Below are 22,967 nucleotides of genomic sequence, written 5' to 3'. Positions count from 1 at the left end.
CCGGGCGACCCGCCAGCTCCAGACGGCCGAGACAGCTCCTGTCACCACGACCTGTCCCGCCCCAGTCAGCTCTGGTGCCCGTTTCCCGAAAACGCCTTCCAGCGGAGACGACAACGGCCCCCGGAGGAGTCTCCGGGGGCCGTTCTCACTAGTAGCGGGGACAGGATTCGAACCTGCGACCTCTGGGTTATGAGCCCAGCGAGCTACCGAGCTGCTCCACCCCGCGTCGGTAGCTCTGAGGTTACCGAACGGACGGCCGAGCCGCCAAATCGCCTGGCCCGAACGCTGCTGCCGCCTCGCGCCGACCCCCCATTGAGGACAGCGCCAACGCAGCGGGAGAATCGACAGATGCCTGAGATCGCAGACCAACGTCGACCGGCTGACCGGTGCGGCAAGGCACTGATCTGATCATGTCGTCACCCGTGGTGCAGGGCCTGGACCGGAACAGCATGCTGTGGCATGTGCTGGCCGACCGGCGTTTTCTTTTCGTGTTGCCCAGGGCGGTGTGTCTGCTGATGCTGCATCCGGGCATCGCCGCCGGCATCACCGAGCACGCGCTGATGCGCGATCGCATCTGGCTGCACAAGAAGCGGACCGTCACCCAGGCGGTCAACTACGTCTACACCGATGCCGACATGAGCCCTCAGATCCGGTTCTCCCACGAACACGTCAAGGGCGTGGACGGTTTCGGCCAGAAATATCATGCGCTCAGCCCCGAAACCTTTCATTTTCAGCATGCCGCATACGTCGAATCCCTGTTCGTCATGGTCAACACCTTCATCCGGCCGCTGGACGGGAGCGAACACGAGCAGCTCTACCAGGAGTGCTGCGCCTGGTACCGCCGCTACGGCATATCAAGCCGATCGATGCCGCCGAGCTGGCCGAAGTTCGTCGACTATTTCGAGAACTACTGTCAGACAGAGCTTGTCGCCGGGCCGCACTTCGAACCGTTCCGCGAGCAGATTTTCGCTCCGACCGACTGGTGGATGCGCGCGGTCCCGCATCGGGCCATCCGGGCGCTGCAGCACCCGCGGGCCCGGGAACTCACCGGGATCACCGTCACGGCCGCCGACCATTTAGCGCTGCGGCAGTTCGCCCAGCTGGCTCGACTGTCCACACTTGCGCCCCGACACCACTGGAATGCCCGGGCGCGCGCCGCACTTCGCACGGACATCAAGCGGGAATCCGCCTGACAGGCGCGGGCGCCTGAACACCTAACGGCCGCTACTTAGCGCTGTTGAACTTCGCCATCGCGTCATCGAGGCGCTGCAGCGCCGACCCGTAGGCCGCGAAATCGCCCCGGCGCTGGGTCTCGCGCACCGCGTTGATCGCCGCCTCGATCTCGTGCAGCGCAGCGACCTTCGCCGGAGACAGCCCAGCATTGCCCGCCGGGGGTGCCGGCACCGCCGCTGCGGGCGGAACGGCCGCCGGCGGGTGCTGCTGGGTCGCGGTGCCGCCCTCGGTGGGCGCGATGTCGGTCGCCGCCGCGCTGGCTCCGGGCCCGAACAGACCGGTGAGCGCATCGGAGACCGTCGGGCCGTAGCCGATCTTGTCGTTGTACATCATCGCCACCCGGATCAGCCGCGGGTAGGACGACGACGCGTCGCTGGCACCCGGAGACGCATAGACCGGTTCGACGTAGAGCAGCCCGCCCTGAGCCACCGGCAGGGTGAGCAGGTTGCCCCACCGGATGCGGTTCTGGTTGTCGCGCCCGATCACCCCGAGGTCCTGGCTGACGGCGGTGTCGGTGGTGATCGCGTTGTTGGCCAGCTTGGGGCCGTTGACCTGACCGGGAATGGTCAGCACGGTGATCTTGCCGTAGGTGTCCGGGTCCGAGCTGGCGGAGATGTAGGCGGCGAGATAGTCGCGTTTGAACCGGTTCATCGCGCTGGTCAGCTGATAGGACGCCGAACCGTCTTCTTTGACAAGGTTTTTCGCGACGATGTAGTACGGCGGCTGGAAGCTGCTGGCGGTCGGGTTGGGGTCCAACGGCACGTCCCAGAAGTCCGACGTGGAGAAGAACGTGATCGGGTCGTTGACGTGGTACTTGGCCAGCAGCATCCGCTGCACCTTGAACAGGTCCTCGGGGTACCGCAAGTGCTCGGCGAGCTCGGGCGAGATCTCCGACTTGGGCTTGACCGTCCCGGGGAACACCCTCATCCACGCCTTGAGCACCGGGTCGGCCTCGTCCTGGGCGTAGAGGCTCACGGTTCCGTCGTAGGCGTCGACGGTGGCCTTCACCGAGTTGCGGATGTAGGACACCCGCCGGTCGGGCAGCAGCCGGTTGAACTCCACCTCTTTGGAGTCCGCGGTCGCCGACGACAGCGAGGTCAGCTGCGAGTAGGGGTAATTGTCCAGCGTGGTGTAGCCGTCGATGATCCACACCAACCGCTTGTTGACGATCGCCGGGTACACCGTGGAATCGGTGGTCAGCCACGGCGCCACCGCCTGCACCCGGCCGGCGGGGTCGCGGTTGAACAGAATCTTGCTGTCCGAGCCGATCACATTGGAGAACAAGAAGTTGCGTTCGGCGAACTTCGCGGCGAACACGCTGCGGGCCAGCCAGTTTCCGATGTGTACACCGCCGGCACCGGTGTAGGTGTAGTTCTTCGTCTCGACGTTGGTCTCGTAGTCGTATTCGCGGTCCGGGCCGTTGCGTCCGACGATCGCGTAATCGGCGACGGTGTCGGCGATCACCGGACCGTAGTAGACGCGCGGCTGGTCCAGCCGGGCCGGCCCGTCGGAGACCACCGTGCCGTTGGCGCCGACCACGTTCGCCAGGAACTCTGGGTAGCCGCCGTTCTGGTTGGGGTCGTTGGCGATCCCGCGCACCGTGTTGGCCGGCGAGGCGATGAACCCGTTGCCGTGGGTGTAGACGGTGTGTCGGTTGATCCAGTCGCGCTGGTTGTCGATCAGCCGATCGGGGTTGAGCTCACGGGCGGCGACCACGTAGTCGCGCAGCTGGCCGTCGCTGTCGCGATAGCGGTCGATGGTGAGCTGGTCGGGGAAGAAGTAGAAGTTCTTGCCCTGCTGGAACTGGGTGAACGCGGGGCTGACGATCGTCGGGTCCAGCAACCGGATGTTGGACGTGGTGGCGACATCGGCGCCCACCTGTGCGGCCGTGGCCCGCGCGTCACCGCTGTAGTCGCGGTAGGTGACCACGTCCTCGGTCAGCCCGTAGGCCTGCCTGGTCGCGGCGATCGAACGCGAGATGTATTCGCTCTCCTTCTGCGCCGCGTTGGGTTTGACGCTGAACTGTTCCACGATCAGCGGCCAGCCCGCGCCGACGATCACCGACGACAGCAGCAACAGCACCAGGCCGATCGCCGGAATCTGCAAGTCACGCAGCACGATCGCGGAGAACACCGCGACCGCGCAGATCAGCGCGATCGCCAGCAGGATCATCTTGGCGGGCAACACCGCGTTGATGTCGGTGTAGCCGGCCCCGGTGAACGGCTTGCCGGTGCGGGTGTGGCTGAGCAGCTCGTAGCGGTCCAGCCAGTAGGCGGCGGCCTTGAGCAGCACCAGGGTGCCGATCAGGCTGACCACCTGGATGCGCGCCGGGCGGCTCAGGGCGCCGGCACGGCCGGACAACCGGATGCCGCCGAAAATGTAATGGGTCGTCAGGTTCGCCACGGTGGCCAAGAAGAACGTCACCAGCAGCAACCCCACCACCAGCCGGTAGAACGGCAGGTCGAAGGCGTAGAACCCGAGGTCCTTGCCGAACTGCGGATCGGCGATCCCGAAGTCACCGCCACGCAGGAACAGCTGGATGCGCACCCAGTAGCTCTGGGCAACGATTCCGGCCAGCAGGCCGATGCCGGCCGGGATCCCGAATCCGACCAGCCGCAGCCGCGACAACACCGCGGTGCGATAGCGCGCCACCGGATCGTTGGCGCCGCCCGAGGGCACGAACACCGGCCGGGCCCGGAAGGCCATTGCCAGCCCGGCGAACACGATTCCGCCGACGACCAGACCCGCCACCACGAAGGCGATCAGGCGGGTCAGCAGGGTCGTGACGAACACCGAGCGGTAGCCCAGCTCCCCGAACCACAACCAGTCGACGTAGCCGTCGATCAGCCGCGGTCCGACCAACAGCAACAGAATCACGGCGAGAGCGCTCCCGATCATGATCCGGCTGCGCGCGGTCAACTTCGGCATTCTCGCGGTGGGCCGCATCCCCACGTGCCACGCTCCCTAGCTCGGTTGTGCTGACGGCCCCACTGTAGCCAACTCCGGACTCAGCAAGAGGGCGGCTGACCTCCACCGGTGAGGGTTCGCAACGCATCCACCGCCTGGGCGAGGCTGTCGACCTTGATCAGTTGCAACCCGTTATTGTCCGATCGGGCCTCGTAGCAGTTCTCGGCCGGGACCAGAAATACCGTGGCGCCGGCCTCTTTGGCCGCGATCATCTTGTGCGTGATGCCGCCGATCGCGTCGACCTCACCGTTGGCCTTGATCACCCCGGTGCCGGCGATGAAGTTCTGGCCGGCCAGCCCGCCGGTGCTGAGTTTGTCGACGACGGCCAGGGAGAACATCAGGCCCGCCGAGGGGCCGCCGATGTTGGCGAGATTGAAGTCGATGCTGAACGGCGCCCACGGCGCGTCGAGCACCGACACGCCCAAAAATCCGTTGGGGCGGTCCTTGTTCTCTCCCAGCGTAATCCGCGCTGTGCCGGGTGCGGCGTTCTTGCGCCGGTAGTCGATGGCCACCGTGTCGCCGGGCTTGGTGTCGGCCAACCGGGCGGTGAACTGTGCGACGGTGTAGACGGGTTCGCCGTCGACCGCGTCCACGGCGTCACCGCGCTGCAGTGCGCCCGCCGACGGCCCGGGATCATGGACGTCGGCAAGGGTGACCGCGCTCGGGTAGCGCAGATAACCCAGCGCGGCGTATTCGGCGCTCTGCTCGGACGCCCGGAAGTCGGCGTCGTTGTCCTCATCGACTTCCTCCCGGGACTTGCCGGGCGGATAGACCAGGTCACGGGGCATGAGCTGTTCGCGTCCGGACAGCCACAGAGCCAGCGCCTCGCCCAGTGTCAGACCGTCACGCTGAGACACCGTGGTCATGTTCAGATGACCCGTGGTGGGGTGCGTCTTGGTGCCCTGGATGTCGACCACCTGCTTGCCCTCGACCATCCCCAGGGTGTCGAAGGTGGGACCCGGCCCCAGCGACACAAAGGGCACGGTCACCGCCGCCAGCAGCACGCCGAACACGAGCACCGGCAGCAGCGCCGCCAACAGCGTCAGAAATCGCCTGTTCACCCCGGGTATGGTAAACGGCCGCGGCCCGGGCCGGTCCGATCCGGGGCGGGCCGGGCCAACGGCGGCTGCGTATCGCACATCGCCGGATGCCGGGTGGGTACGGTTGTGTCTATGGCTGATCTGCCCTTCGGTTTCTCTTCCGGGGACGACCCCGACCGCGAGCGGCCCGAGGGGAGCGATCCCCGTTCGGGCCCCGGGCCGACCGATCCGTTCGGCATGGGGTTTGAAACGGGGGGCGCTTTCAACATCGGCGACCTGGGCCAGATCTTCACCCAGCTCGGCCAGATGTTCAGCGGGGCCGGCACGGTGGCCGCCGGCGGCCGGCCGGCCGGGCCGGTGAACTACGAGCTGGCCCGCCAGGTCGCGGCGAAGTCGATCGGTTCGGTCGCGCCCGTCACCGCCTCCACCAACACCGCCATCGGCGATGCGGTACACCTGGCCGAGACGTGGCTCAACGGTGTGACCTCGTTGCCGGCGGGCACCACCAGCACGGTCGCGTGGACCCCGGTGGACTGGGTGGAGCACACCATGGCCACCTGGCAACGGCTGTGCGACCCGATGGCCGAGCAGGTCTCGTCGGTGTGGGCCTCGGCGCTGCCGGAGGAGGCCAAGAGCATGGCCGGTCCGCTGATGTCGGTGATGGGCCAGATGGGCGGGCTGGCGTTCGGATCGCAGCTGGGCCAGGCCCTGGGCCGGTTGTCCGGGGAGGTACTGACCTCGACCGATATCGGATTACCGCTGGGCCCCAAAGGGATTGCCGCACTGTTGCCCGGCGCGATCGAGGAACTGGCCGCCGGTCTGGAGCAGCCACGCAGCGAGATCGTCACCTTCCTGGCCGCCCGCGAAGCCGCGCATCACCGGCTGTTCTCGCACGTGCCGTGGCTGGCCAACCAGCTGTTGAACACCGTGGAGGCCTACGCCCGGGGCATGAAGATCGACATCCGTGGCATCGAGGAGCTGGCCCAGGGCTTCGACCCGATGTCGATGGGCGACCCCTCGGCCATGGCGGACCTGCTCAATCAGGGCGTGTTCGAACCCAAATCGACTCCCGAACAGCTGGCCGCGCTGGAGCGGCTGGAGACCCTGCTGGCCCTGATCGAGGGCTGGGTGCGCACGGTGGTGACCGCGGCGCTGGGCGACCGGATCCCGGGCACCGCCGCACTGTCGGAGACACTGCGCCGCCGCCGGGCCACCGGCGGCCCGGCCGAGCAGACCTTCGCCACCCTGGTCGGCCTGGAACTGCGCCCCCGCAAGCTGGCCGAGGCCGCGGTGCTGTGGGAGCGGCTGACCGCGGCCGTCGGGGTCGACGCGCGCGACAGGGTGTGGCAGCACCCCGACCTGCTGCCCGAGGCTTCCGACCTCGACGACCCGGCCGCATTCATCGACCGGATCCTCGGCGGTGACACCAGCGGCATCGACTCCGCGATCGACCAGGCGATCGCGCAGTTCCAGCGCGACGCCGACGACGCCGGCGACACCGACGGCGCCCGCGACGACTGACGGCGCCGGGGTGTCAGGCCTTCCCGGCCCTCCGACCCCTGTGCATAACGGGAGTCGCCGGCACCGTCCGGCGTGACAGGGTCGGCCCGTGAGCAGGCTTGATTCCGAGATGCCCGCCTACGCGCTGGACCCGGCACGGCCGGTGTTGCTGCGCCCGGACGGGGCGGTGCAGATCGGTTGGGATCCTCGACGGGCCGTACTGGTGCAGCCACCCCGCGGCCTGAGCGCTCCCGGCCTGGCCGCCGTGCTGCGCTGCATGCAGACCCCGACCACCGCTGCCGAGCTGCGGACCGAGGCCGCCCGGCACGGCCCGGTGGACGGCGCGGAGCTGGACGGCCTGCTGGCCGAGCTGCTCGACGCGCGCGTCGTCGTCCGCCACGGCGGCCCGCGCCGGCCGCGCCACGCGGTGTCGCTGCGGGTGCACGGCCGCGGGCCGCTGTCGGATCTGCTGGTCGAGTCGCTGCGCTGCTCGGGCGCCGTGGTTCGGCACAGCAGCCACCGGCATGCCGAGGTGAGCACCGCCGGCTCGGATCTGGTGGTGCTGACGGACTATCTGGTCGCCGACCCGCGGCTGGTGCGCGAGTTACACGCCGAGCGGGTGCCGCACCTGCCGGTGCGGGTGCGCGACGGCACCGGCGTGGTCGGCCCGCTGGTCCTTCCCGGTAGGACCAGCTGTCTGGGCTGCGCCGACCTGCATCGCCGCGACCGGGACGCCTCCTGGCCGGCGGTGGCCGCCCAGCTGCGCGACACCGTCGCCCACACCGACCGCGCCACGGTGCTGGCGACGGTGGCCCTGGCATTGAGCCAGGTCGACCGGGTGATCGCGGCGGTGCGCGGGATCGCCGCCGACCGGGCCCTTGCTCCCCCTCCGACGCTCAACGCCACCCTGGAATTGGATCTGGCCACCGGGTCGATCATGACGCGGCGCTGGACCCGCCACCCGCTGTGCAATTGCTGACGTCGCGCCTCCTACCGGCAATTTCACCCGCGGTGACCGGCGCCACAGCGGCGTCATGGATGATGGACGCGTGTCAGAAATCAAGCGCGGGAGCGCGGCGCGCAATGCGAAGCTGGCCAGCCTGCCCGTCGGCTTCGCCGGCCGGGCCGCCCTCGGTCTCGGAAAGCGACTGACCGGCAAGTCGAAGGACGCGGTCACCGCCGAACTCATGGAGAAGGCGGCCAACCAGTTGTTCACCGTCCTGGGTGAGCTCAAGGGCGGCGCCATGAAGGTCGGTCAGGCACTGTCGGTGATGGAGGCGGCCATCCCCGAGGAATTCGGCGAGCCGTACCGGGAGGCGCTGACCAAACTGCAGAAGGACGCGCCGCCGCTGCCCGCGGATAAGGTGCATCGGGTGCTCGATGCCCAGTTGGGCACCAAGTGGCGCGAACGGTTCTCCTCCTTCGACGACACCCCGATCGCCTCGGCCAGCATCGGCCAGGTGCACAAGGCGGTATGGGGCGACGGCCGCCCGGTGGCGGTCAAGATCCAGTACCCCGGTGCCGATCAGGCGCTGCGCGCCGACCTGAAGACCATTCGGCGGCTGACCGGCGTCTTCAAGCAGCTGGCGCCCGGCGTGGACGTCCAGGGTGTCGTCGATGAGCTGATCGAGCGCACCGAGATGGAGCTGGACTACCGGTTGGAGGCCGACAACCAGCGCATCTTCGCCAAGGCCTACGCGGGCCACCCGCACTTCCTCATCCCGAACGTGGTGGCCAGTGCGCCCAAGGCGGTGATCCAGGAGTGGATCGAGGGCATCGGCATGGCCGAGATCATCCGCAACGGCACCGTCGAGCAGCGGGACCTGATGGGCACCCGGCTGGCCGAGTTCACCTGGGACGCAGCGCGCCGGCTGGAGATGATCCACGGCGACGCCCACCCGGGCAACTTCATGCTGCTACCCGACGGCCGGATGGGCATCATCGACTTCGGTGCGGTGGCGCCGATGCCCGGCGGCTTCCCCCCGGAGCTGGGCGCCGCGGTGCGCTACGCCCGGGACAAGGATTACGACCGGGTCATCGCGACGATGCGCAGGGGCGGCTTCATCCAGAAGGGCCAGGACGTCTCGGTGCGCGAGATCGACGAGATGCTGCGCCAGTACGTCGAGCCGGTGGAGGTCGAGACGTTCCACTACAGCCGCAAGTGGCTGATGAGAATGGCCGGCAAGCAGCTGGAACGCCCCGTCGAGCAGCTCAAGACCGCCCGGCAGCTGGACCTGCCGCCGAAGCTGGCGATGCCGATGCGGGTGCTTGCCTCGACCACCGCGATCATGTGTCAGCTCGATGCCCACGTGCCGATCAAGCGGCTCTCCGAGGAATTGGTGCCGGGCTTCACGGGTCCTGACGTCGAAGCGGTCGGGCCCTCGGCCTGACCCCTCACGCCGCCACCGGCTCCTTGCGGGGCCGACCGCGGGGGCGTTTGCGGCCGATGACGGCGCCGCGGTCGAGGATCTCGCCGCCCCACACCCCCCAGGGTTCGGCGCGCTGCAGCGCCAGCGCCAGACACTGCCGGCGGATCGGGCAGTCGCCGCACAACGCCTTGGCCCGCTCCAGGTCGGCCGGGTCGTCGGCGAACCACAGGTCGGGGTCGCGATTGCACGGCAACTCGGGGAGCCTTCGGCTGCGCACTTCGGTGGTGGACATCGGCTGATCACCTGCTTTCCGGTCTGGGGTGATCCGGGGCGGGCGGCGAATAGCCGGCGAAAAAACAATGGCCACGGATCCTGGTCGGGTCCGTGGCCTTCGGGTGGCTGGGGCTGGCGGTTAGGGCGAACCCCGATGCACGGACGCATCAACGGCGGCGGCTTGACGAGCCGCCGCCTCGGCAGCGGCATGGCGCGCGCCGACCGGGCGTACTCGCAAGCCGCTGATCGTGGTCATGGTCTCCGAGGTTAGCCGGTCAGAGCCGTGGCACACAACCGAATTACCTGCCGCGGCCGTTCACTCCCGGTTGCGGACCAGCTCGAGCACGTCGGAACCGAACTGTTCGAGCTTGCGCGCGCCGATGCCCGGAATGGCCACCAGCGCGGCCTCGTCGGCGGGCAGCATCTCGGCGATCGCGGTGAGCGTGTTATCCGAAAAGACTATGTAGGCAGGCACTTTCAGCTCCGTGGCGGTCCGCATTCGCCAGTCCTTGAGCGCAACCAGCAGCTCGGTGTCGACGTCGGCCGCACACGTCTCGCATCGGCTCAACATGATGGCTGCCGGTGTGCTCAGCGCCTTGTTGCAGACCCGGCAGTGCTTCGGGGCACCGCGGGCCCGGCGCCGGGCGGGGCTGCGCGAATCGGACTGCGGCACGGCGCCGTCGATACCGTTCAAGAACCGCGACGGCTTGCGGCCGGCCCGCCCGCCGGGAGCGCGCGCCAGCGCCCAGCTCAACGCCAGGTGCACCCGGGCGCGGGTGACGCCGACGTAGAGCAGTCGGCGTTCTTCCTCGACCGCCTCGCTGTCGGGGCCGTGCGCCAGGGCATGCGAGATGGGCAGGGTGCCGTCGGCCAGGCCCACCAGGAAGACCGCGTCCCACTCCAGGCCCTTGGCGGCATGCAGCGACGCCAGCGTGACGCCCTGCACCGTCGGCGGGTGGCGGGAGTCGGCGCGCATCCGCAGTTCGGTCAGCAGGCCGGGCAGGTCCAGGTCGGGGCGCTGCGCCACTTCGTCATCGGCCAGTTCGGCCAGCGCACCCAGGGCCTCCCAGCGTTCCCGCGCCTTGGCCCCGCTCGGCGGTTCGGCCGTCAGCCCCAGTGGTTCCAGCACGCCGCGCACCACCTCGGGCAGCGGTCCGTCGGCTCCGCGTTCTGCCGCCCGCTGCAATGCCAGCAGCGACTGCCGGATCTCCTGGCGGGTGAAGAATCCCTCTCCCCCGCGGACCTGGTAGGCGATCCCGGCCTCGGTGAGCGCCTCCTCGTAGACCTCCGACTGCGCGTTGATCCGGTACAGCACGGCTATCTCGGCCGGCGCGGTGCCGGCCTTGATCAGCCGGGCGATCGACTTGGCCACCGCAGCGGCCTCGGCGACCTCGTCGGGATACTCCCGAAACGTCGGCGGCGGGCCGGGGTCGCGCTGACCCACCAGTTTGAGCTTGCTGCCGGCCACCCGCCCGCGGGCCGCGGCGATCACCCGGTTGGCCAGCGACACCACCTCTGGCGTGGACCGGTAGTCGCGTTCCAGGCGCACCAGGGCGGCGTCGGGGAACCGACGGGTGAAGTCGAGCAGATAGCGCGGCGAGGCGCCGGTGAACGAGTAGATGGTCTGGTTGGCGTCGCCGACCACGGTCACGTCGTCGCGCTGGCCCAGCCAGGCCGACAACACCCGCTGCTGCAGCGGGGTGACGTCCTGGTATTCGTCGACGACGAAGCAGCGGTAGCGGTCCCGGAACTCAGCGGCCACCGCCGCGTCGTTCTCGATCGCGGCGGCGGTGTGCAGCAGCAGATCGTCGAAGTCGAGCATCGCCACTTCGCCGCGGGCCTTCAGCGCCTCATAGCCGGCGTAGACCTCGGCGAGCTTGGCGGCCTCCACCGGGGTGTCCCGGCCGGCAGCGGCCACCGCCTCCGGATACTGCTCCGGCCCGATCAGCGACGCCTTGGCCCACTCGATCTCCCCGGCCACGTCGCGGACGTCATCGTTGGAGAGCCGCAGCCCGGAATGGCCGGCGGCCCGGGCCACCACCCCGAACTTGCGGTCCAGCAGTTCCCACGCGGTGTCGCCGACCACCCGGGGCCAGAAGTAGCGCAGCTGCCGCCGCGCGGCGGCGTGAAACGTCAACGCCTGAACCGCGCCGACTCCGGCTCCGTCCCCCGCGGCCGAGCCCAGGGCCCGCAGCCGGGACCGCATCTCGCCGGCGGCACGCTGGGTGAACGTCACCGCCAGCACCTGTCCCGGTGCGACATGACCGGCCGCGACCAGGTGGGCGATCCGGTGGGTGATAGTGCGGGTCTTGCCCGTCCCGGCACCGGCCAGCACACACACCGGCCCCCGCGGCGCCAGCACGGCGGCGCGCTGCTCGTCGTCCAAGCCGGCGATCAGCCCGTCCACCGGGACTCCGTCGGGTCAGCCATGGCGTCCATCTTGACAGGGGCCTCCGACGCCGAGCCGCGAGCGGTCCGCATCCTCAGCGGCTAGCGTTAGGGGCTATGACCGTTAGCGACCCGCCGCTCATCATGTACACGACGCAATGGTGCGGTTACTGCCGCCAGCTCAAGAAGGCCCTGGAGAAGTTCGAGATCGGCTACGACGAGATCAACATCGAGCAGGATCCCACCGCCGCGAAGTTCGTCGAGACCGTCAATGGCGGCAACCGCACGGTGCCGACGCTGCGCTTCGCCGACGGTTCGACGATGACGAACCCGACCGGCCGTGAGGTCAAGGCGAAGCTCGACCAGCTCGGTGGTTAAGCCGACCAGCCGACCCAGGACTCGATGATCGTCCGGGCGATCGAGATCGACCCGGGCAGCAGCAGTTTGGCGTCCGCGGAACCGCCGTTCCAGGCCCCGGCACGCAGAGCGGCCCGCACCTCGTCGCGGGTGAACCAGGCCGCCTCGGTGATCTCACCGTCGCTGAACACGAAGTCCTGCCCCGGATCGGCGACGGCGTGGAAGCCGACCATCAGCGAGCGCGGGAACGGCCAGGGTTGGCTGCCCAGGTAGCTCACGTCGCGCACGGCCAGCCCGACCTCCTCGTGAACCTCGCGGACCACGCAGGCCTCGAACGACTCGCCGGCTTCGACGAACCCGGCCAGCAGCGAGAACATCCGGACCGGCCAGTTGTGCTGGCGGGCCAGCACCACGCGGTCGGCGCCGTCGTGCACCAGGCAGATCACCGCGGGGTCGATCCGCGGGAACTCCTCGGCGCCGGTGAGCGGGTTGACCCGCGCCCATCCGCCGCGCACCGCCTTGGTCGGGGTGCCGTCGACAGCGGAGAACCTCGCACTGTCATGCCAATTCAGCAAGGCGATGGCCGAGGACACCAACTGCGCGCTGGTGTCGTCGAAGACGTCTCCGATCGCCCGCAGGTCCAGCACCGAGACGTCGGCGTCGGGCGGCGCCTGCAGCGCAGCGCGAACCGCCCAGACATGCCGACCGTCCTCGAGGCGGCCCAGGAACACCGCGTCCGGCGGCGGCGCCTCGCCGAGTTCACCGGCATCGTGCAGCACCACCCGGCCGTCGGCGACCAGCACCTGGTTGCGGGGATCGACCCGCAGCACCGCCGCGGCAGACCAGCCGGCGACGGCCGCGTCGGTGTCGGTGCGCAACTGGTCGGCCCGGTCGGCCCCGACCCGCGACAGCAGGGGCACCTGGCGCAGCTGAAAGCTCAATTTTCCTCCTCGTGCCGATCCGCTTCGCCCGGCCTCGCCGCGCTTGCGACCGTCACTGGTTGCTGACCGTGCGCACGTAGAGCAGCCGGTCACCGGCCTCGATCGCATCCACTTCCGGTGCGTCCAGCCGCAGCAGCTGCCCGTCGCGGACCACCCCGAGCACGATCTCACTGAGATGCTTCGCCGATGCGCCGACCTCCTTCTGCTCGACCTCCCGCTCGGCGATGGAGTACCCGGCGTCCGGGGTGAGCAGATCCTCGATGATCTCGACCACGTTGGGCGTGGTGGTGGCGACGCCCAGCAGCCGCCCGGCGGTCTCCGAGGACACCACCACCGAGTTGGCGCCGGACTGCTCGAGCAGGTGCTGGTTCTCGGCTTCCCGGATGGCCGCCACGATGGTGGCGTTGGGGGCGATCTCGCGGGCGGTCAGGGTCACCAGCGCCGCGGTGGCATCGGAACCGGTGGCCACCACGATCGCCGAGGCGCGCTGCGCGCTGGCCAGCCGCAGCACGTCCGACCGGGTCGCATCGCCGTCCACCGTCACCAGCCCGGCGCTCTTCGCGCGTTCGAGCACAGCCCGGTCGTTGTCCACCACGACGATGTCACCCAGGGTGGTCTCGTCGTCGCCGAGCATCGCGGCGATCGCGGTCTTTCCCTTGGTCCCGTACCCGATGACGATGGTGTGGTCTCGCACTCTTTTCCTCCAACGCTGAATACGGAATGCCTGTTGGGAAGTCTCGGTGAAGGCCTCCACGGTCGTTCCGACCAACAGGATCAGGAACGCGATCCGCAGCGGGGTGATGATCGCGACGTTGATCATGCGGGAGAACTCGGTGACCGGCGTGATGTCGCCGTACCCGGTGGTCGACAGTGTCACGGCCGAGTAATACAGGCAGTCCAGGAAGGTCAGCCGGTCGCCCTGGACGTCCTGGTAGCCGTCCCGGTCGACGTAGACGAAGATCGTGGACACCAGCAGGGCCGCCACCGCGATCGCGGAGCGCCGGTAGACGGTGCGGCCGGGACTGGACTGCCCATGCGGGATACGCAGGACACCGACGAGCGCGTAACTGGGCTGGGCGGTCAGCGTCTCGTCGAGACGACGCAGCCGTCGCCAGCTAGCTCCTGCCACGACGGGCGGTCATCGGTCGCACCTGACGCACGGACCCACTGTAACCACACGTGTCGTCAACAGTTCAGCAGTGCGGCCAGCTCGGCGAAATCGGGCAGTTCATCGGGTACGACGGTGGTCCCGCTGCGCACGTAGTGGAAGGCGGCCGCGACCTCAGATGGCGGGCAGCCGGTCAGTGCCGCCCACGCCAGCCGGTACACCCCGAGCTGAACGGTGGCGTGGCGCAGTGCCTCCGGCCTGGCCGGCACCGCACCGGTCTTCCAGTCCACCACGGTGACGCCGCCGTCCGACTCGGCGAATACCGCGTCGATGCGGCCGCGCAGCATGGTCTGCCCGAAGGCCATCTCGAAGGGCACTTCGACGGCGATGGGTGAGCGGGCCGCCCACCGCGAATCCAGGAACGCCGCCTGCAGATCGGCCAGCTCCCGCGCATCGGCCCGGGCCATATCGGCGTCGGCCGCACCGGGCAGGTCGTCGAGCTCGAAGAGCCGTTCGGCGCCGTAGTGCCGCTGCACCCAATCGTGAAACGCCGTGCCCAGCAAAGCATGTGGATCGGGGCGGGCCGGGAGCCGGCGGACCAGCCGCTGCGCCGCGCCGGCCGGGTCGCGGCTCAACTCGACCAGGTTGCTGACCGAGACCTGGCTGGGCAGCGTCCGGGCCGGCGGCGCGGCGGCCAAGGCCCGCTCGGCCAGCAGCGCATCGACGTCGGCGGCCCACGGGCTGTCGCCCGGCGGGCCCTGCTGCGGATCCTCGGCCCGCAGCGCCGCGGTGACCAGCGCCGCGCCGCGTTCGACATCGCCCCGCCGTCCGGCCAGTGGATCAGCCGGCCAAGCCGCTTCCCTGGCCGTCTCGCACAGTGGGTTCCGCTCGCCGGTGGCCGGCGTTTCCGCCCAGTGCTCAACCACCCCGCAGGGTCGCCCGGCGGCAGCCGAGCCGTCCACGACCGCCTTGAGTTCGGTCAGGAATTCCGACGGCCCGCGCGGCTTGGCCTCCCCGGCACCCCAGTGGTGACCGGAGACCAACAGGGTTTCCTCGGCGCGGGTGACCGCAACGTAGAGCAACCGGCGCTCTTCGTCGACCCGGCGCTGATCCAGCCGGCGAAGATGCTCGGAGATGGTGTCTGACAGCTGCTTTCGATCGGTGACCGCGCCGGTGTCGAGCACCGGGACACCGTGTGCGCCGGGTTGACGCGGCGATCCCAGCTTCGGCTCTCCTACGTCGAGCCTCGCCGAACCGCTCGGCTGTTGCGGCGATCCCAGCTTCGGCTCTCCTCCGTCGAGCCTCGCTGAACCGCTCGGCTGTTGCGGCGATCCCAGCTTCGGCTCTCCTACGTCGAGCCTCGCTGAACCGCTCGGCTGTTGCGGCGATCCCAGCTTCGGCTCTCCTCCGTCGAGCCTCGCTGAACCGCCGGGCTCGGCGCGGTCGCCGCGCAGCAGCGGCGGCAGTTCGGCGGCATCCGACAGCCAACTGCGCCGCGACGCAGTCGATGGAAATACCCGCGCCACCAGGTGGGGTACCGCCACCACCTGCCATTCGAGTCCCTTGGCGGCGTGCACCGTGAGGATCTGGACCCGATCGGCGGCGACCGTCGGCGCCGCCGGCGCCAACCCGTTCTCCACCACGGCGGCCGCGTCCAGGTAGGCCAGCAGGCCTGGCAGCGAGGCCGTGCCCCGGGCTCCCTCCGCATAACCGGCGACCACGTCGGCGAACGCGTCGAGCTGCTCGGCACCGGACGCCGCGGCCGCGACCGGCTGCGCCGCGAGCACCTCACAATCCAGGTTCAGCACCCGGCGCACCTCGGCCACCAGATCGGGCAGCGGATGCCACAGGTGACCGCGCAGCGCGGTCAGTTCCTCGGCCAGTGCGACGATGCGCCGGTACCCGGTGGCCGAATAACGTTGCGCCGGTCCCGGATCGGCGAGCGCATCGGCCAGGCAGGCGGTGTCGGAATCGGGTCCGGCCTGCGCGGCGATCTCGGCAGCCGAGACCGGTCCGGGTGCATCCTCGGGGCGGGCCAGCTCGGTCGCACGCCGCCACAGTGCGGCCAGGTCCGCGGCGCCGAGCCGCCACCGCGCCCCGGTCAGGACCCGGATCGCCGCGGCGCCGGCGGTCGGCTCGGAGATCAGGTGCAGCATCGCCACCAGGTCGGCGACCTCGGGCACCGACAACAGCCCGGCCAGCCCGACCACCTCCACCGGGACGCCCCGGGCGCGGATCGCCTCGGCGAACGGCGCGGCGTCGGCGTTGCGCCGCACCAGCACCGCCGCGGTGGGCGGAGCGACACCCTCGGCATCGGCGTGGTGGTAGTGACGCTGCAGCGCCTCGGCGACCCATTCCTGTTCGGCCGTCACGTCGGGGAGCAGGGCGAGCCGCACACTGCCGGGTGCCGCGTCCGGGCGCGGGCGCAGCGTGTGCACCGTGACCGAGCGCCGCCGCGCCTCCGCGGAGACCTCGTTGGCGAGGTGCAACACCTCGGGCGGGTTGCGCCAGCTGGTCCGCAGCTCCAGGGTGGGGGCCGGGGTGCCGTCGGAGAGCGGGAAGTCGGTGGCGAATCGGGGCAGGTTGGTGGCCGACGCGCCGCGCCAGCCGTAGATCGACTGGATCGGATCGCCCACCGCGGTCAGCGCCAGGCCGTCGTCGGTGCCGCCGCCGAACAGTGCCGCCAACGCGATGCGCTGGGCGTGCCCGGTGTCCTGGTATTCGTCGAGCAATACCACCCGGTAGGTGGCGCGCAGCCGGGCGCCGACGGACTCGTCGGTCTGGGCCAGCCGAGCGGCGGTGGCCATCTGCGCACCGAAGTCCATCACCCGCTCCGCACGCATCCGCTGGTGCAGGGCGTCAATCAGCGGTACCAGCTGGGCCCGTTCGGTCTGGGTGTCGAGCATCTTGAGCAACGTCTGGGTGGGTTCGGCGCGCTGGCGCGGCCCCGGGGGCAGGGTGTGGACCAGCCGCTCCAGCTCCAGATGGGTGTCGCGCAGCGCGTCGGTGTCCACCAGGTGTTCGGCCAGCTGCCCGGCCAGGCGCAGCACCATCGAGGTGACCGCGGCCGGATCCCGGTCGGTGCGCAGCTCGTCGGGGTAACCGCTGACCACGTCGAACGCCAGCTGCCACAGCCCGGTTTCGGTGAGCAGCCGGGTGTCGGGTTCTATACCCAGCCGCAGCCCGTGTTCACGCAGCAGCGCGCCGGCGAACGCGTGGTAGGTGCTCACCACGGGAGCCGACGCCGCCGGGCCGAAGCCGTACGAACCCGGCGGTCCCAGCTCCGCCGCTCCTCCGTCGAGCCTCGCTGGACCGCCGCCGGGTTCGGCGATCAGCAGACCGGCACCGGCCAGCCGGGCCAACCGGGAGCGGACCCGGCGCAGCAGTTGGCCGGCGGCCTTGCGGGTGAACGTCAGCCCCAGCACCTGGCCCGGGTCGGCGTAGCCGTTGGCGACCAGCCACACCACCCGAGCCGCCATCGTCTCGGTCTTGCCGGCGCCGGCCCCGGCGATCACCACCAGCGGGCCCGGCGGCGCGGCGATGACCGCGGCCTGCTCCTCGGTGGGCTGGTGCAACCCCAGCGCGGCCGCCAGCTCGGCCGGGTCGTAGCGGGCTGTCATGCGCCGCTCCCGCCGGTGTGGGCCGGGCAGATCGGCCGGATCGGGCAGTGCCGGCAACCGTCGTTGACGCGGGCGGTGAAGACCGGTCCGGCGGTGGCCGCGGCCGCCTGCGCGATCCGCTCCCGCCACTGGCCCCCGGTTTCGGTGGTCAGCGGATCCTGTTCGCGCTCGGCTGCGCCGCCGGTTCCGGGTTTGGCCGGGTAGACCAACCGGGCGCCGCCGGGCTGTTCGTCGGGTCCGAGGAGACCGGCTTGCACCGCCAGCTGGTACACGGCCAGTTGCGCGTGCTGCTGCGCGTCGTCCTTGCTGACCGGGCTCTTCGCGGTCTTGACGTCGACGACCACCAGCCGCCCGGCGGCGTCACGTTCGATCCGGTCGATCCGGCCGCGTAGCCGCACCCCGTCCCCGGCCGGGATCACCCCGTCGAAGGCGACTTCGGTGCCGACCTCGGTGAGCTGGTCGCGGGTCTGCGCCCGCCACGCCAGGAACGCCTCGATCATGGCGCGGTGCCGGTCATGCTCGTTGGCCGAGTACCACGGCGACTCGAACGGCAGTTGCCGCCAGGCCCGGTCCAACTCGGCCAGCAGTTCTTCTGCGGTGCCGGCCGATTCGGCGACCAGGGCGTGCATCACCGACCCGATCGTCGAGCGCAGGTCCCGGCCGTCGGTTCCGCCATGCCGTTCGGCCAGCCAGCGCAGCGGGCAGTCCAGCAGGCTCTGCAGCGCCGAGGGCGACAGCGTGACGAGCTGCCCGTCATCGGCGGGCCGCAGCGGCTCCTCGGTGCTCACCGGAGCCGTGCCATGCCAGCCGGCCGGGTCGGCCCCGGGCACACCCGCACGTGCCAAGCGAGCCAATTGCGTTGCGGCATCGTCACGTTCGGAGTCGGTAACCGTTCCGGCCGGGGCGCACACCACGGCCCGCAGGCGCCCGACGAGCCCGGCTGCCGACAGTACCGGCGGGGCCACCACCGGTGGCGCCGGCGCCCGGTCGCCGTCGGATGTGGCGCAGGCCGCGAGTTCGGTGAAGAACTCCGACGGGATCTGCACCTCGGCGCCGCCGGCGTCCGCCTCCCCGTCGACAGCGGTGATCATCAACCGGCGACGGGCCCGGCCCATCGCGGCCACCAGCAGCCGCCGCTCCTCGGCCAGCACCGGCGCCCGGGCCGAGACATCGTCACCGAGGCCGTGCAGGGTGTCCAGCAGCCGCTGGGTTCCCAACACGCCGCCGCGCGGAACGGTGTTGGGCCACAGACCTTCCTGCACACCGGCGATGACGACCAGCTCCCACTCCCTTCCGAGGGCGGCATGCGCGCTGAGCACACCGACCGCCTCTACGCCCACGGCAGGCTCGGCGCGGGGCATCACCAGTTGCATGGCGCTGACATGTTCGACGAGCCCGGTCAGGGTGGCTCCGGCGGTGCGCGCCGCGTACTGCTCGGCGAGATCGAACAGCGCGGTCACCGCGTCCAGATCCCGACCGGCCTGGGCGCCGGCCGGACCGCCGCGCTCCGCCGCGGACAACCAGCGCTGCTGCAGACCGGACCGGTTCCAGGCCTGCCACAGCGTGTAGTGCGGGTCCCGGCCGTCGGCGTGGCTGCGGGCCGCGGCCTGCAGCACCGCGCGCACCCTGCGCAGCGGGCGGGCGTGTACGGCCGGCAGCTCGCCGGAGCCGCCGGACAGCAGCGCCGCCAGCCGGTCGCCGGCGTCGGTTTCCGGGCGGGCCGCGCCGCCGCGGCGCAGGATGCGCTGCAGCTGCCGCAGCGAGACCGGATCCATCCGCCCGATCGGGCCGGTGAGCAGCGCCAGCGCCCGAAGGCCGTCCACTCCCTCGACGGCGCAGTCCAACACGGTCAGCAGGGCGGCGACCGCCGGCTGCTCGGCCAGCAGGCCACCCGGGGCGGGCAGCGTCACCGGAATGCCGGCGGCGGCCAGGGTGCGGGGCAACCGAGCCGCCGCCCGTGGCACCGAGCGGACGATCACCGCCATCTGCGACCAGGGCACCCCATCGACCAGGTGGGCGCGCCGCAGCGTGTCGGCGATCGACGCCGCCTCGGCATGACCGGAGGCCGCGGCACGCACCGTGACCGAACCGTCGTCCGCCCCGCTGCCGGTGAGACGGCGGCCGGTGCCGGGCCCGGGCAGTCGTGCGGCGATGGCACTGATGGCATGGGCCACCGCCGGGGCGCACCGGTGTGATGCCGTCAAAGTCAGTGCCGGGGTGGCAGTGGCACCGGTCTCGTCGGCCAGCAGAGCGGCGGGCTCGGCTCCGCGGAACCCGAACACCGCCTGATCGGGGTCTCCGGCGATGACGGTGCGTTGCACGCCGGCGGCGAGCACCCGCACCAGCCGGGCCGCCTGCGGGTCGAGTTGCTGGGCGTCGTCGACCAGTAGCAGCCGGATCCGACTGCGTTCCTCGACCAGCAGGTCGCGGTCGGCCGCGAAGGCCTCCAACGCGGCCCCGACCAGTTCCGCAGCGCCCAGCGCCGGCGTGGTCGCCTGGGGTGCGGCGGTACCGACCGCAGCACGAAGCAGCATCACCTGTTCGTACTGCCGGGCGAAGCGGCCCGCGGCGGCCCACTCCGGGCGGCGGCACCGCTTACCCAGCCGGACCAGCTCGGCCGGGTCGACGCCGCGTTCGGCGCAGCGTGCCATCAGGTCCCGCAGTTCGGTGGCGAAGCCGTCGGTGGCCAGCGCCGCGTGCAACGACGGCGGCCAGGCCCGGGCGCCGTCGCCGGCGAGTAGTTCGCGGATGACGCTGTCCTGCTCGGCCCCGGTCACCAGCCGTGGCGGGGCGGCCTCGGCCCGCCGCGCCGCACGCTGGAGCACCCCGAAGGCGTAGCCGTGCACGGTGCGAACCAGCGGTTCCCTGACCGCCCGGGCCGAAGTGGGGCCGCCCGCCGCCAGCACCGTCGCGGTCAGCGACCCGCGGGCCGCCGCCGGCAGCCGGCCCGATCCGGTCAACAGCAGCAGCGAATTCGCATCGGCCCCGGCGGCGACGTGGGCCGCGGCCGCCTCGACCAGCAGGCTGGTCTTGCCGGTCCCCGGGCCGCCCCGCACCCGCAGCACCCCCCGCGCGCGCGGGTCCAGCGCCGCCGCGGCCTCGGCGGCGCTCGACCCCTGGTGCTGCGTCATGGCACCCATGACAGCACTGCCCTCTGACAATCCCGGCCGCGACTGGCACCATCGACGGGTGAATTCCGATCATCATCTGCATGTGCACCGCTACGGCCCGCACGGCCCGATCCGGCTGTTGGCGGTGCACGGCCTGACCGGCCACGGCGGGCGATGGCGGGACCTCGCCGGGCATCTGCCCGAGATCTCCCTCGCCGCACCGGATCTGATCGGTCACGGATACTCGTCGTGGGCGGCACCGTGGACCATCGATGCCAACGTGGCGGCGCTGGCCGCTCTGCTCGAGCGCTCCGCCGACGGCCCCGTCACGGTCGTCGGGCATTCCTTCGGCGGGGCGGTGGCGCTGCATCTGGCCGCGGCACGCCCCGACCTGGTCGACGCCCTGGTGCTGCTCGACCCGGCGATCGGGCTCGACGGTGAGTGGATGGCCGAGATCGCCGCGGCGATGCTGGCCTCACCGGACTACCCCGACCCGGCGGAAGCGCGCGCCGAGAAGGAGAACGGCGCCTGGTCCGACGTGGATCCCGCACTGCTCGACACTGAACTCGACGAGCACCTGGTGGCACTGCCCGACGGGCGCTTCGGCTGGCGAATCAGCGTGCCGGCGATGATGTCGTACTGGAGCGAGCTGGCGCGTCAGGCGGTGCTGCCCGGCGCCACGCCGACGACGCTGGTGCGGGCCACCCGCACCTCGCCCCCGTATGTCGGCGACGCCCTGATCGGCGCCCTGCGGGAACGGCTCGGCACCAATCTCCATCTGGTGGACCTGGATTGCAATCACATGGTCGGCCATGCCCGGCCCGCCGAGGTGGCGGCCGCGATCCGCGCCCAGCTGGCCCGGAGCTAGGAGCTCAACCGTGGCAACGGTCACCGACGAGCAGGTCGAGCGGGTACGCGCGCTGATCCTCGGGATCCCCGCCGGCCGGGTCGCCACCTACGGTGACATCGCCTCCGCGGCAGGGCTTTCCAGCCCCCGCATCGTCGGATGGATCTTGCGGATCGACGGCTCGGACCTGCCGTGGCACCGGGTGATCAGGGCGTCCGGGCGGCCGGCGGCGCACCTGCACACCGAACAACTGGAACGGCTTCGCGCCGAAGGGGTTCTGGCCGTCGACGGCCGGGTGGATCTGCGCACCGCACGTCACCGGTTCTGACGCTAGAGCACCAGGCGAACCAGGGCCGCGGTGCGCGCCAGCCCGGGGAACGCCTCGGCCGTCGACCGCGGGTGCAGGGCGTGCACCGCGAGCCGGAACATCAACGCGCGCAACAGCATCTGGGGCCATTCAGGCATCGACTCCCAGCGTTCGATGAGCCCGTCGTCGGCGTCACCCCACGACAGGGCGTCCACCACCACCACTCCGGCGGCCCAGGACGCCGGGCGCCAGTACGGCGTGATGTCGGTGATGCCGGGCGCCGCGGCGCCGGAGAACAGCACCGTGCCGTAGAGGTCGCCGTGCACCAACTGGCTGGAACTCTTGGTGGGTTTGCGCAAGGTGGCGAGCTGATTGATCAAGTCGATCGACCGCTGACCGTCCACCGATCCCGGGGCCAGCCGGGCACCGGCCTGCAGTGAGGCGAACGGTCTTTCCTCCCAGGCGGCCCGGTCTGCGGCGATGAACACATCGACGTCGGCCCACGGCGCCACCGGCGCCTGGGTGAGGAAACGGGGCCGTTCCAGCTTGGAGGTAGCCTCATGCAGCCGCACCGCCGCGGAGACCACCTCGTCGTGGCGGGGCTCCGGGCTGCCGGCCACGAAGGTGTCGGCCCGCCAGCCCGACACCACATAGCGTCCGTCGGTGGAGCGCACCGGCCGGGCCAGCCGAATGCCGTCGGCGAACAGCGTCTCGCGCACCTTCGCCGACCATGCCGCCCTGGCGTGGTCGGCGACCATCGACACCACCACTTCCCCGCACTTCCAGCCGTCCTCCCAGCCGGCATCCAGTGGGGTGGGTGCAACACCGCGAAGGCCGAACGTCGCCAGCACGTGTTCAGGCGGCGGCTCGACAGTCACACGGTCAGCCTAAGCGGTGATCACAAGCG

At 70.8% G+C, this 22,967-nt stretch carries 16 protein-coding genes and 1 tRNA gene; 7 read left to right on the top strand and 10 right to left on the bottom strand.

The genetic code is table 11. The features are described 5' to 3' along the window. Positions 1 to 152 precede the first annotated feature (152 nt). Positions 153 to 226 (bottom strand) — tRNA-Met (locus G6N23_RS06025). 184 nt (positions 227 to 410) lie between these two features. Between G6N23_RS06025 and G6N23_RS06020 the strand changes: the two genes are divergently transcribed. Beyond that, positions 411 to 1,193: an oxygenase MpaB family protein gene (locus tag G6N23_RS06020; RefSeq protein ID WP_234808682.1), complete on the top strand. Its 783-nt coding sequence runs from the start codon at positions 411 to 413 to the stop codon at positions 1,191 to 1,193. 31 nt (positions 1,194 to 1,224) lie between these two features. Here G6N23_RS06020 and G6N23_RS06015 read toward each other — a convergent pair whose 3' ends face one another. Further along, entirely contained in the window at positions 1,225 to 4,185 is a 2,961-nt protein-coding gene (locus tag G6N23_RS06015) for a UPF0182 family protein (protein WP_085261981.1), read from the bottom strand. 56 nt (positions 4,186 to 4,241) lie between these two features. Further along, positions 4,242 to 5,261, bottom strand: a complete 1,020-nt coding sequence (locus G6N23_RS06010; protein ID WP_085261980.1) for a YlbL family protein — start codon at positions 5,259 to 5,261, stop codon at positions 4,242 to 4,244. A gap of 111 nt (positions 5,262 to 5,372) precedes the next feature. Here G6N23_RS06010 and G6N23_RS06005 point away from each other — a divergent pair, with 111 nt between their 5' ends. The 3 genes from G6N23_RS06005 to G6N23_RS05995 all read left to right on the top strand — a co-directional run bounded on the left by G6N23_RS06005 (position 5,373) and on the right by G6N23_RS05995 (position 9,130). Beyond that, positions 5,373 to 6,761 (top strand): zinc-dependent metalloprotease, encoded by a 1,389-nt coding sequence (locus G6N23_RS06005; RefSeq protein ID WP_085261979.1) that lies wholly within the window; start codon positions 5,373 to 5,375, stop codon positions 6,759 to 6,761. Between the two features lie 109 nt (positions 6,762 to 6,870). Then, positions 6,871 to 7,719 (top strand): TOMM precursor leader peptide-binding protein, encoded by an 849-nt coding sequence (locus G6N23_RS06000; RefSeq protein ID WP_085261978.1) that lies wholly within the window; start codon positions 6,871 to 6,873, stop codon positions 7,717 to 7,719. 55 nt (positions 7,720 to 7,774) lie between these two features. Continuing rightward, entirely contained in the window at positions 7,775 to 9,130 is a 1,356-nt protein-coding gene (locus G6N23_RS05995) for a macrolide-binding ATPase MABP-1 (protein WP_085261977.1), read from the top strand. 4 nt (positions 9,131 to 9,134) lie between these two features. On the opposite strand, the gene G6N23_RS05990 is transcribed toward G6N23_RS05995, so the two are convergent. After that, positions 9,135 to 9,401 carry a WhiB family transcriptional regulator gene (locus G6N23_RS05990; RefSeq protein ID WP_085261976.1) on the bottom strand — a complete coding sequence of 89 codons (267 nt, stop codon included), beginning with the start codon at positions 9,399 to 9,401 and terminating at the stop codon, positions 9,135 to 9,137. A 297-nt stretch (positions 9,402 to 9,698) separates the two neighbouring features. Beyond that, positions 9,699 to 11,789: an ATP-dependent DNA helicase UvrD2 gene (locus G6N23_RS05985; protein ID WP_085261975.1), complete on the bottom strand. Its 2,091-nt coding sequence runs from the start codon at positions 11,787 to 11,789 to the stop codon at positions 9,699 to 9,701. A 98-nt stretch (positions 11,790 to 11,887) separates the two neighbouring features. Here G6N23_RS05985 and G6N23_RS05980 point away from each other — a divergent pair, with 98 nt between their 5' ends. Continuing rightward, on the top strand, positions 11,888 to 12,148 hold the full coding sequence (locus tag G6N23_RS05980) for a mycoredoxin (protein ID WP_085261974.1): 261 nt from the start codon (positions 11,888 to 11,890) through the stop codon (positions 12,146 to 12,148). On the opposite strand, the gene nudC is transcribed toward G6N23_RS05980, so the two are convergent. The 4 genes from nudC to G6N23_RS05960 are packed head-to-tail and all read right to left on the bottom strand — an operon-like array spanning position 12,145 to position 20,927. Further along, the gene (gene nudC, locus G6N23_RS05975; protein ID WP_085261973.1) at positions 12,145 to 13,068 is read right to left on the bottom strand and encodes an NAD(+) diphosphatase; all 924 of its coding nucleotides are present in this window, start codon (positions 13,066 to 13,068) and stop codon (positions 12,145 to 12,147) included. The two genes, G6N23_RS05980 and nudC, sit on opposite strands and share 4 nt — an antisense overlap. Positions 13,069 to 13,120: 52 nt before the next feature. After that, positions 13,121 to 14,197: a potassium channel family protein gene (locus G6N23_RS05970; protein WP_085261972.1), complete on the bottom strand. Its 1,077-nt coding sequence runs from the start codon at positions 14,195 to 14,197 to the stop codon at positions 13,121 to 13,123. A gap of 56 nt (positions 14,198 to 14,253) precedes the next feature. After that, positions 14,254 to 17,796 carry an ATP-dependent helicase gene (locus tag G6N23_RS05965; RefSeq protein WP_095174227.1) on the bottom strand — a complete coding sequence of 1,181 codons (3,543 nt, stop codon included), beginning with the start codon at positions 17,794 to 17,796 and terminating at the stop codon, positions 14,254 to 14,256. Continuing rightward, positions 17,793 to 20,927, bottom strand: coding sequence for an ATP-dependent helicase (locus G6N23_RS05960; protein WP_085262250.1), 3,135 nt, complete (start codon positions 20,925 to 20,927; stop codon positions 17,793 to 17,795). Before G6N23_RS05960 ends, G6N23_RS05965 begins: the two co-directional genes overlap by 4 nt. A gap of 58 nt (positions 20,928 to 20,985) precedes the next feature. Here G6N23_RS05960 and G6N23_RS05955 point away from each other — a divergent pair, with 58 nt between their 5' ends. Continuing rightward, a complete protein-coding gene (locus tag G6N23_RS05955; protein WP_234808681.1) occupies positions 20,986 to 21,774 on the top strand; it encodes an alpha/beta fold hydrolase in 789 nt (262 codons plus the stop codon). 10 nt (positions 21,775 to 21,784) lie between these two features. Then, entirely contained in the window at positions 21,785 to 22,081 is a 297-nt protein-coding gene (locus G6N23_RS05950; RefSeq protein ID WP_085261970.1) for an MGMT family protein, read from the top strand. 2 nt (positions 22,082 to 22,083) lie between these two features. On the opposite strand, the gene G6N23_RS05945 is transcribed toward G6N23_RS05950, so the two are convergent. Continuing rightward, on the bottom strand, positions 22,084 to 22,938 hold the full coding sequence (locus G6N23_RS05945; protein WP_085261969.1) for a TIGR02569 family protein: 855 nt from the start codon (positions 22,936 to 22,938) through the stop codon (positions 22,084 to 22,086). Between the last annotated feature and the right edge of the window lie 29 nt (positions 22,939 to 22,967).

This window comes from Mycolicibacter terrae, assembly GCF_010727125.1.
In the GTDB taxonomy this organism is placed as follows: domain Bacteria; phylum Actinomycetota; class Actinomycetes; order Mycobacteriales; family Mycobacteriaceae; genus Mycobacterium; species Mycobacterium terrae.
The sequence above is the reverse complement of the archived record's forward strand: the minus strand, read 5'-3'. Positions and strand labels throughout refer to the sequence as shown.

What these genes read in the sequence shown, in the direction of transcription:
- G6N23_RS06020 (WP_234808682.1), top strand. Translation starts at nt 411, where the DNA reads ATGTCGTCACCCGTGGTGCAGGGCCTGGACCGGAACAGCATGCTGTGG.
- G6N23_RS06005 (WP_085261979.1), top strand. Translation starts at nt 5,373, where the DNA reads ATGGCTGATCTGCCCTTCGGTTTCTCTTCCGGGGACGACCCCGACCGC.
- G6N23_RS06000 (WP_085261978.1), top strand. Translation starts at nt 6,871, where the DNA reads ATGCCCGCCTACGCGCTGGACCCGGCACGGCCGGTGTTGCTGCGCCCG.
- G6N23_RS05995 (WP_085261977.1), top strand. Translation starts at nt 7,775, where the DNA reads ATGGATGATGGACGCGTGTCAGAAATCAAGCGCGGGAGCGCGGCGCGC.
- G6N23_RS05990 (WP_085261976.1), bottom strand. Translation starts at nt 9,401, where the DNA reads ATGTCCACCACCGAAGTGCGCAGCCGAAGGCTCCCCGAGTTGCCGTGC.
- G6N23_RS05980 (WP_085261974.1), top strand. Translation starts at nt 11,888, where the DNA reads ATGACCGTTAGCGACCCGCCGCTCATCATGTACACGACGCAATGGTGC.
- G6N23_RS05965 (WP_095174227.1), bottom strand. Translation starts at nt 17,796, where the DNA reads ATGACAGCCCGCTACGACCCGGCCGAGCTGGCGGCCGCGCTGGGGTTG.
- G6N23_RS05960 (WP_085262250.1), bottom strand. Translation starts at nt 20,927, where the DNA reads ATGACGCAGCACCAGGGGTCGAGCGCCGCCGAGGCCGCGGCGGCGCTG.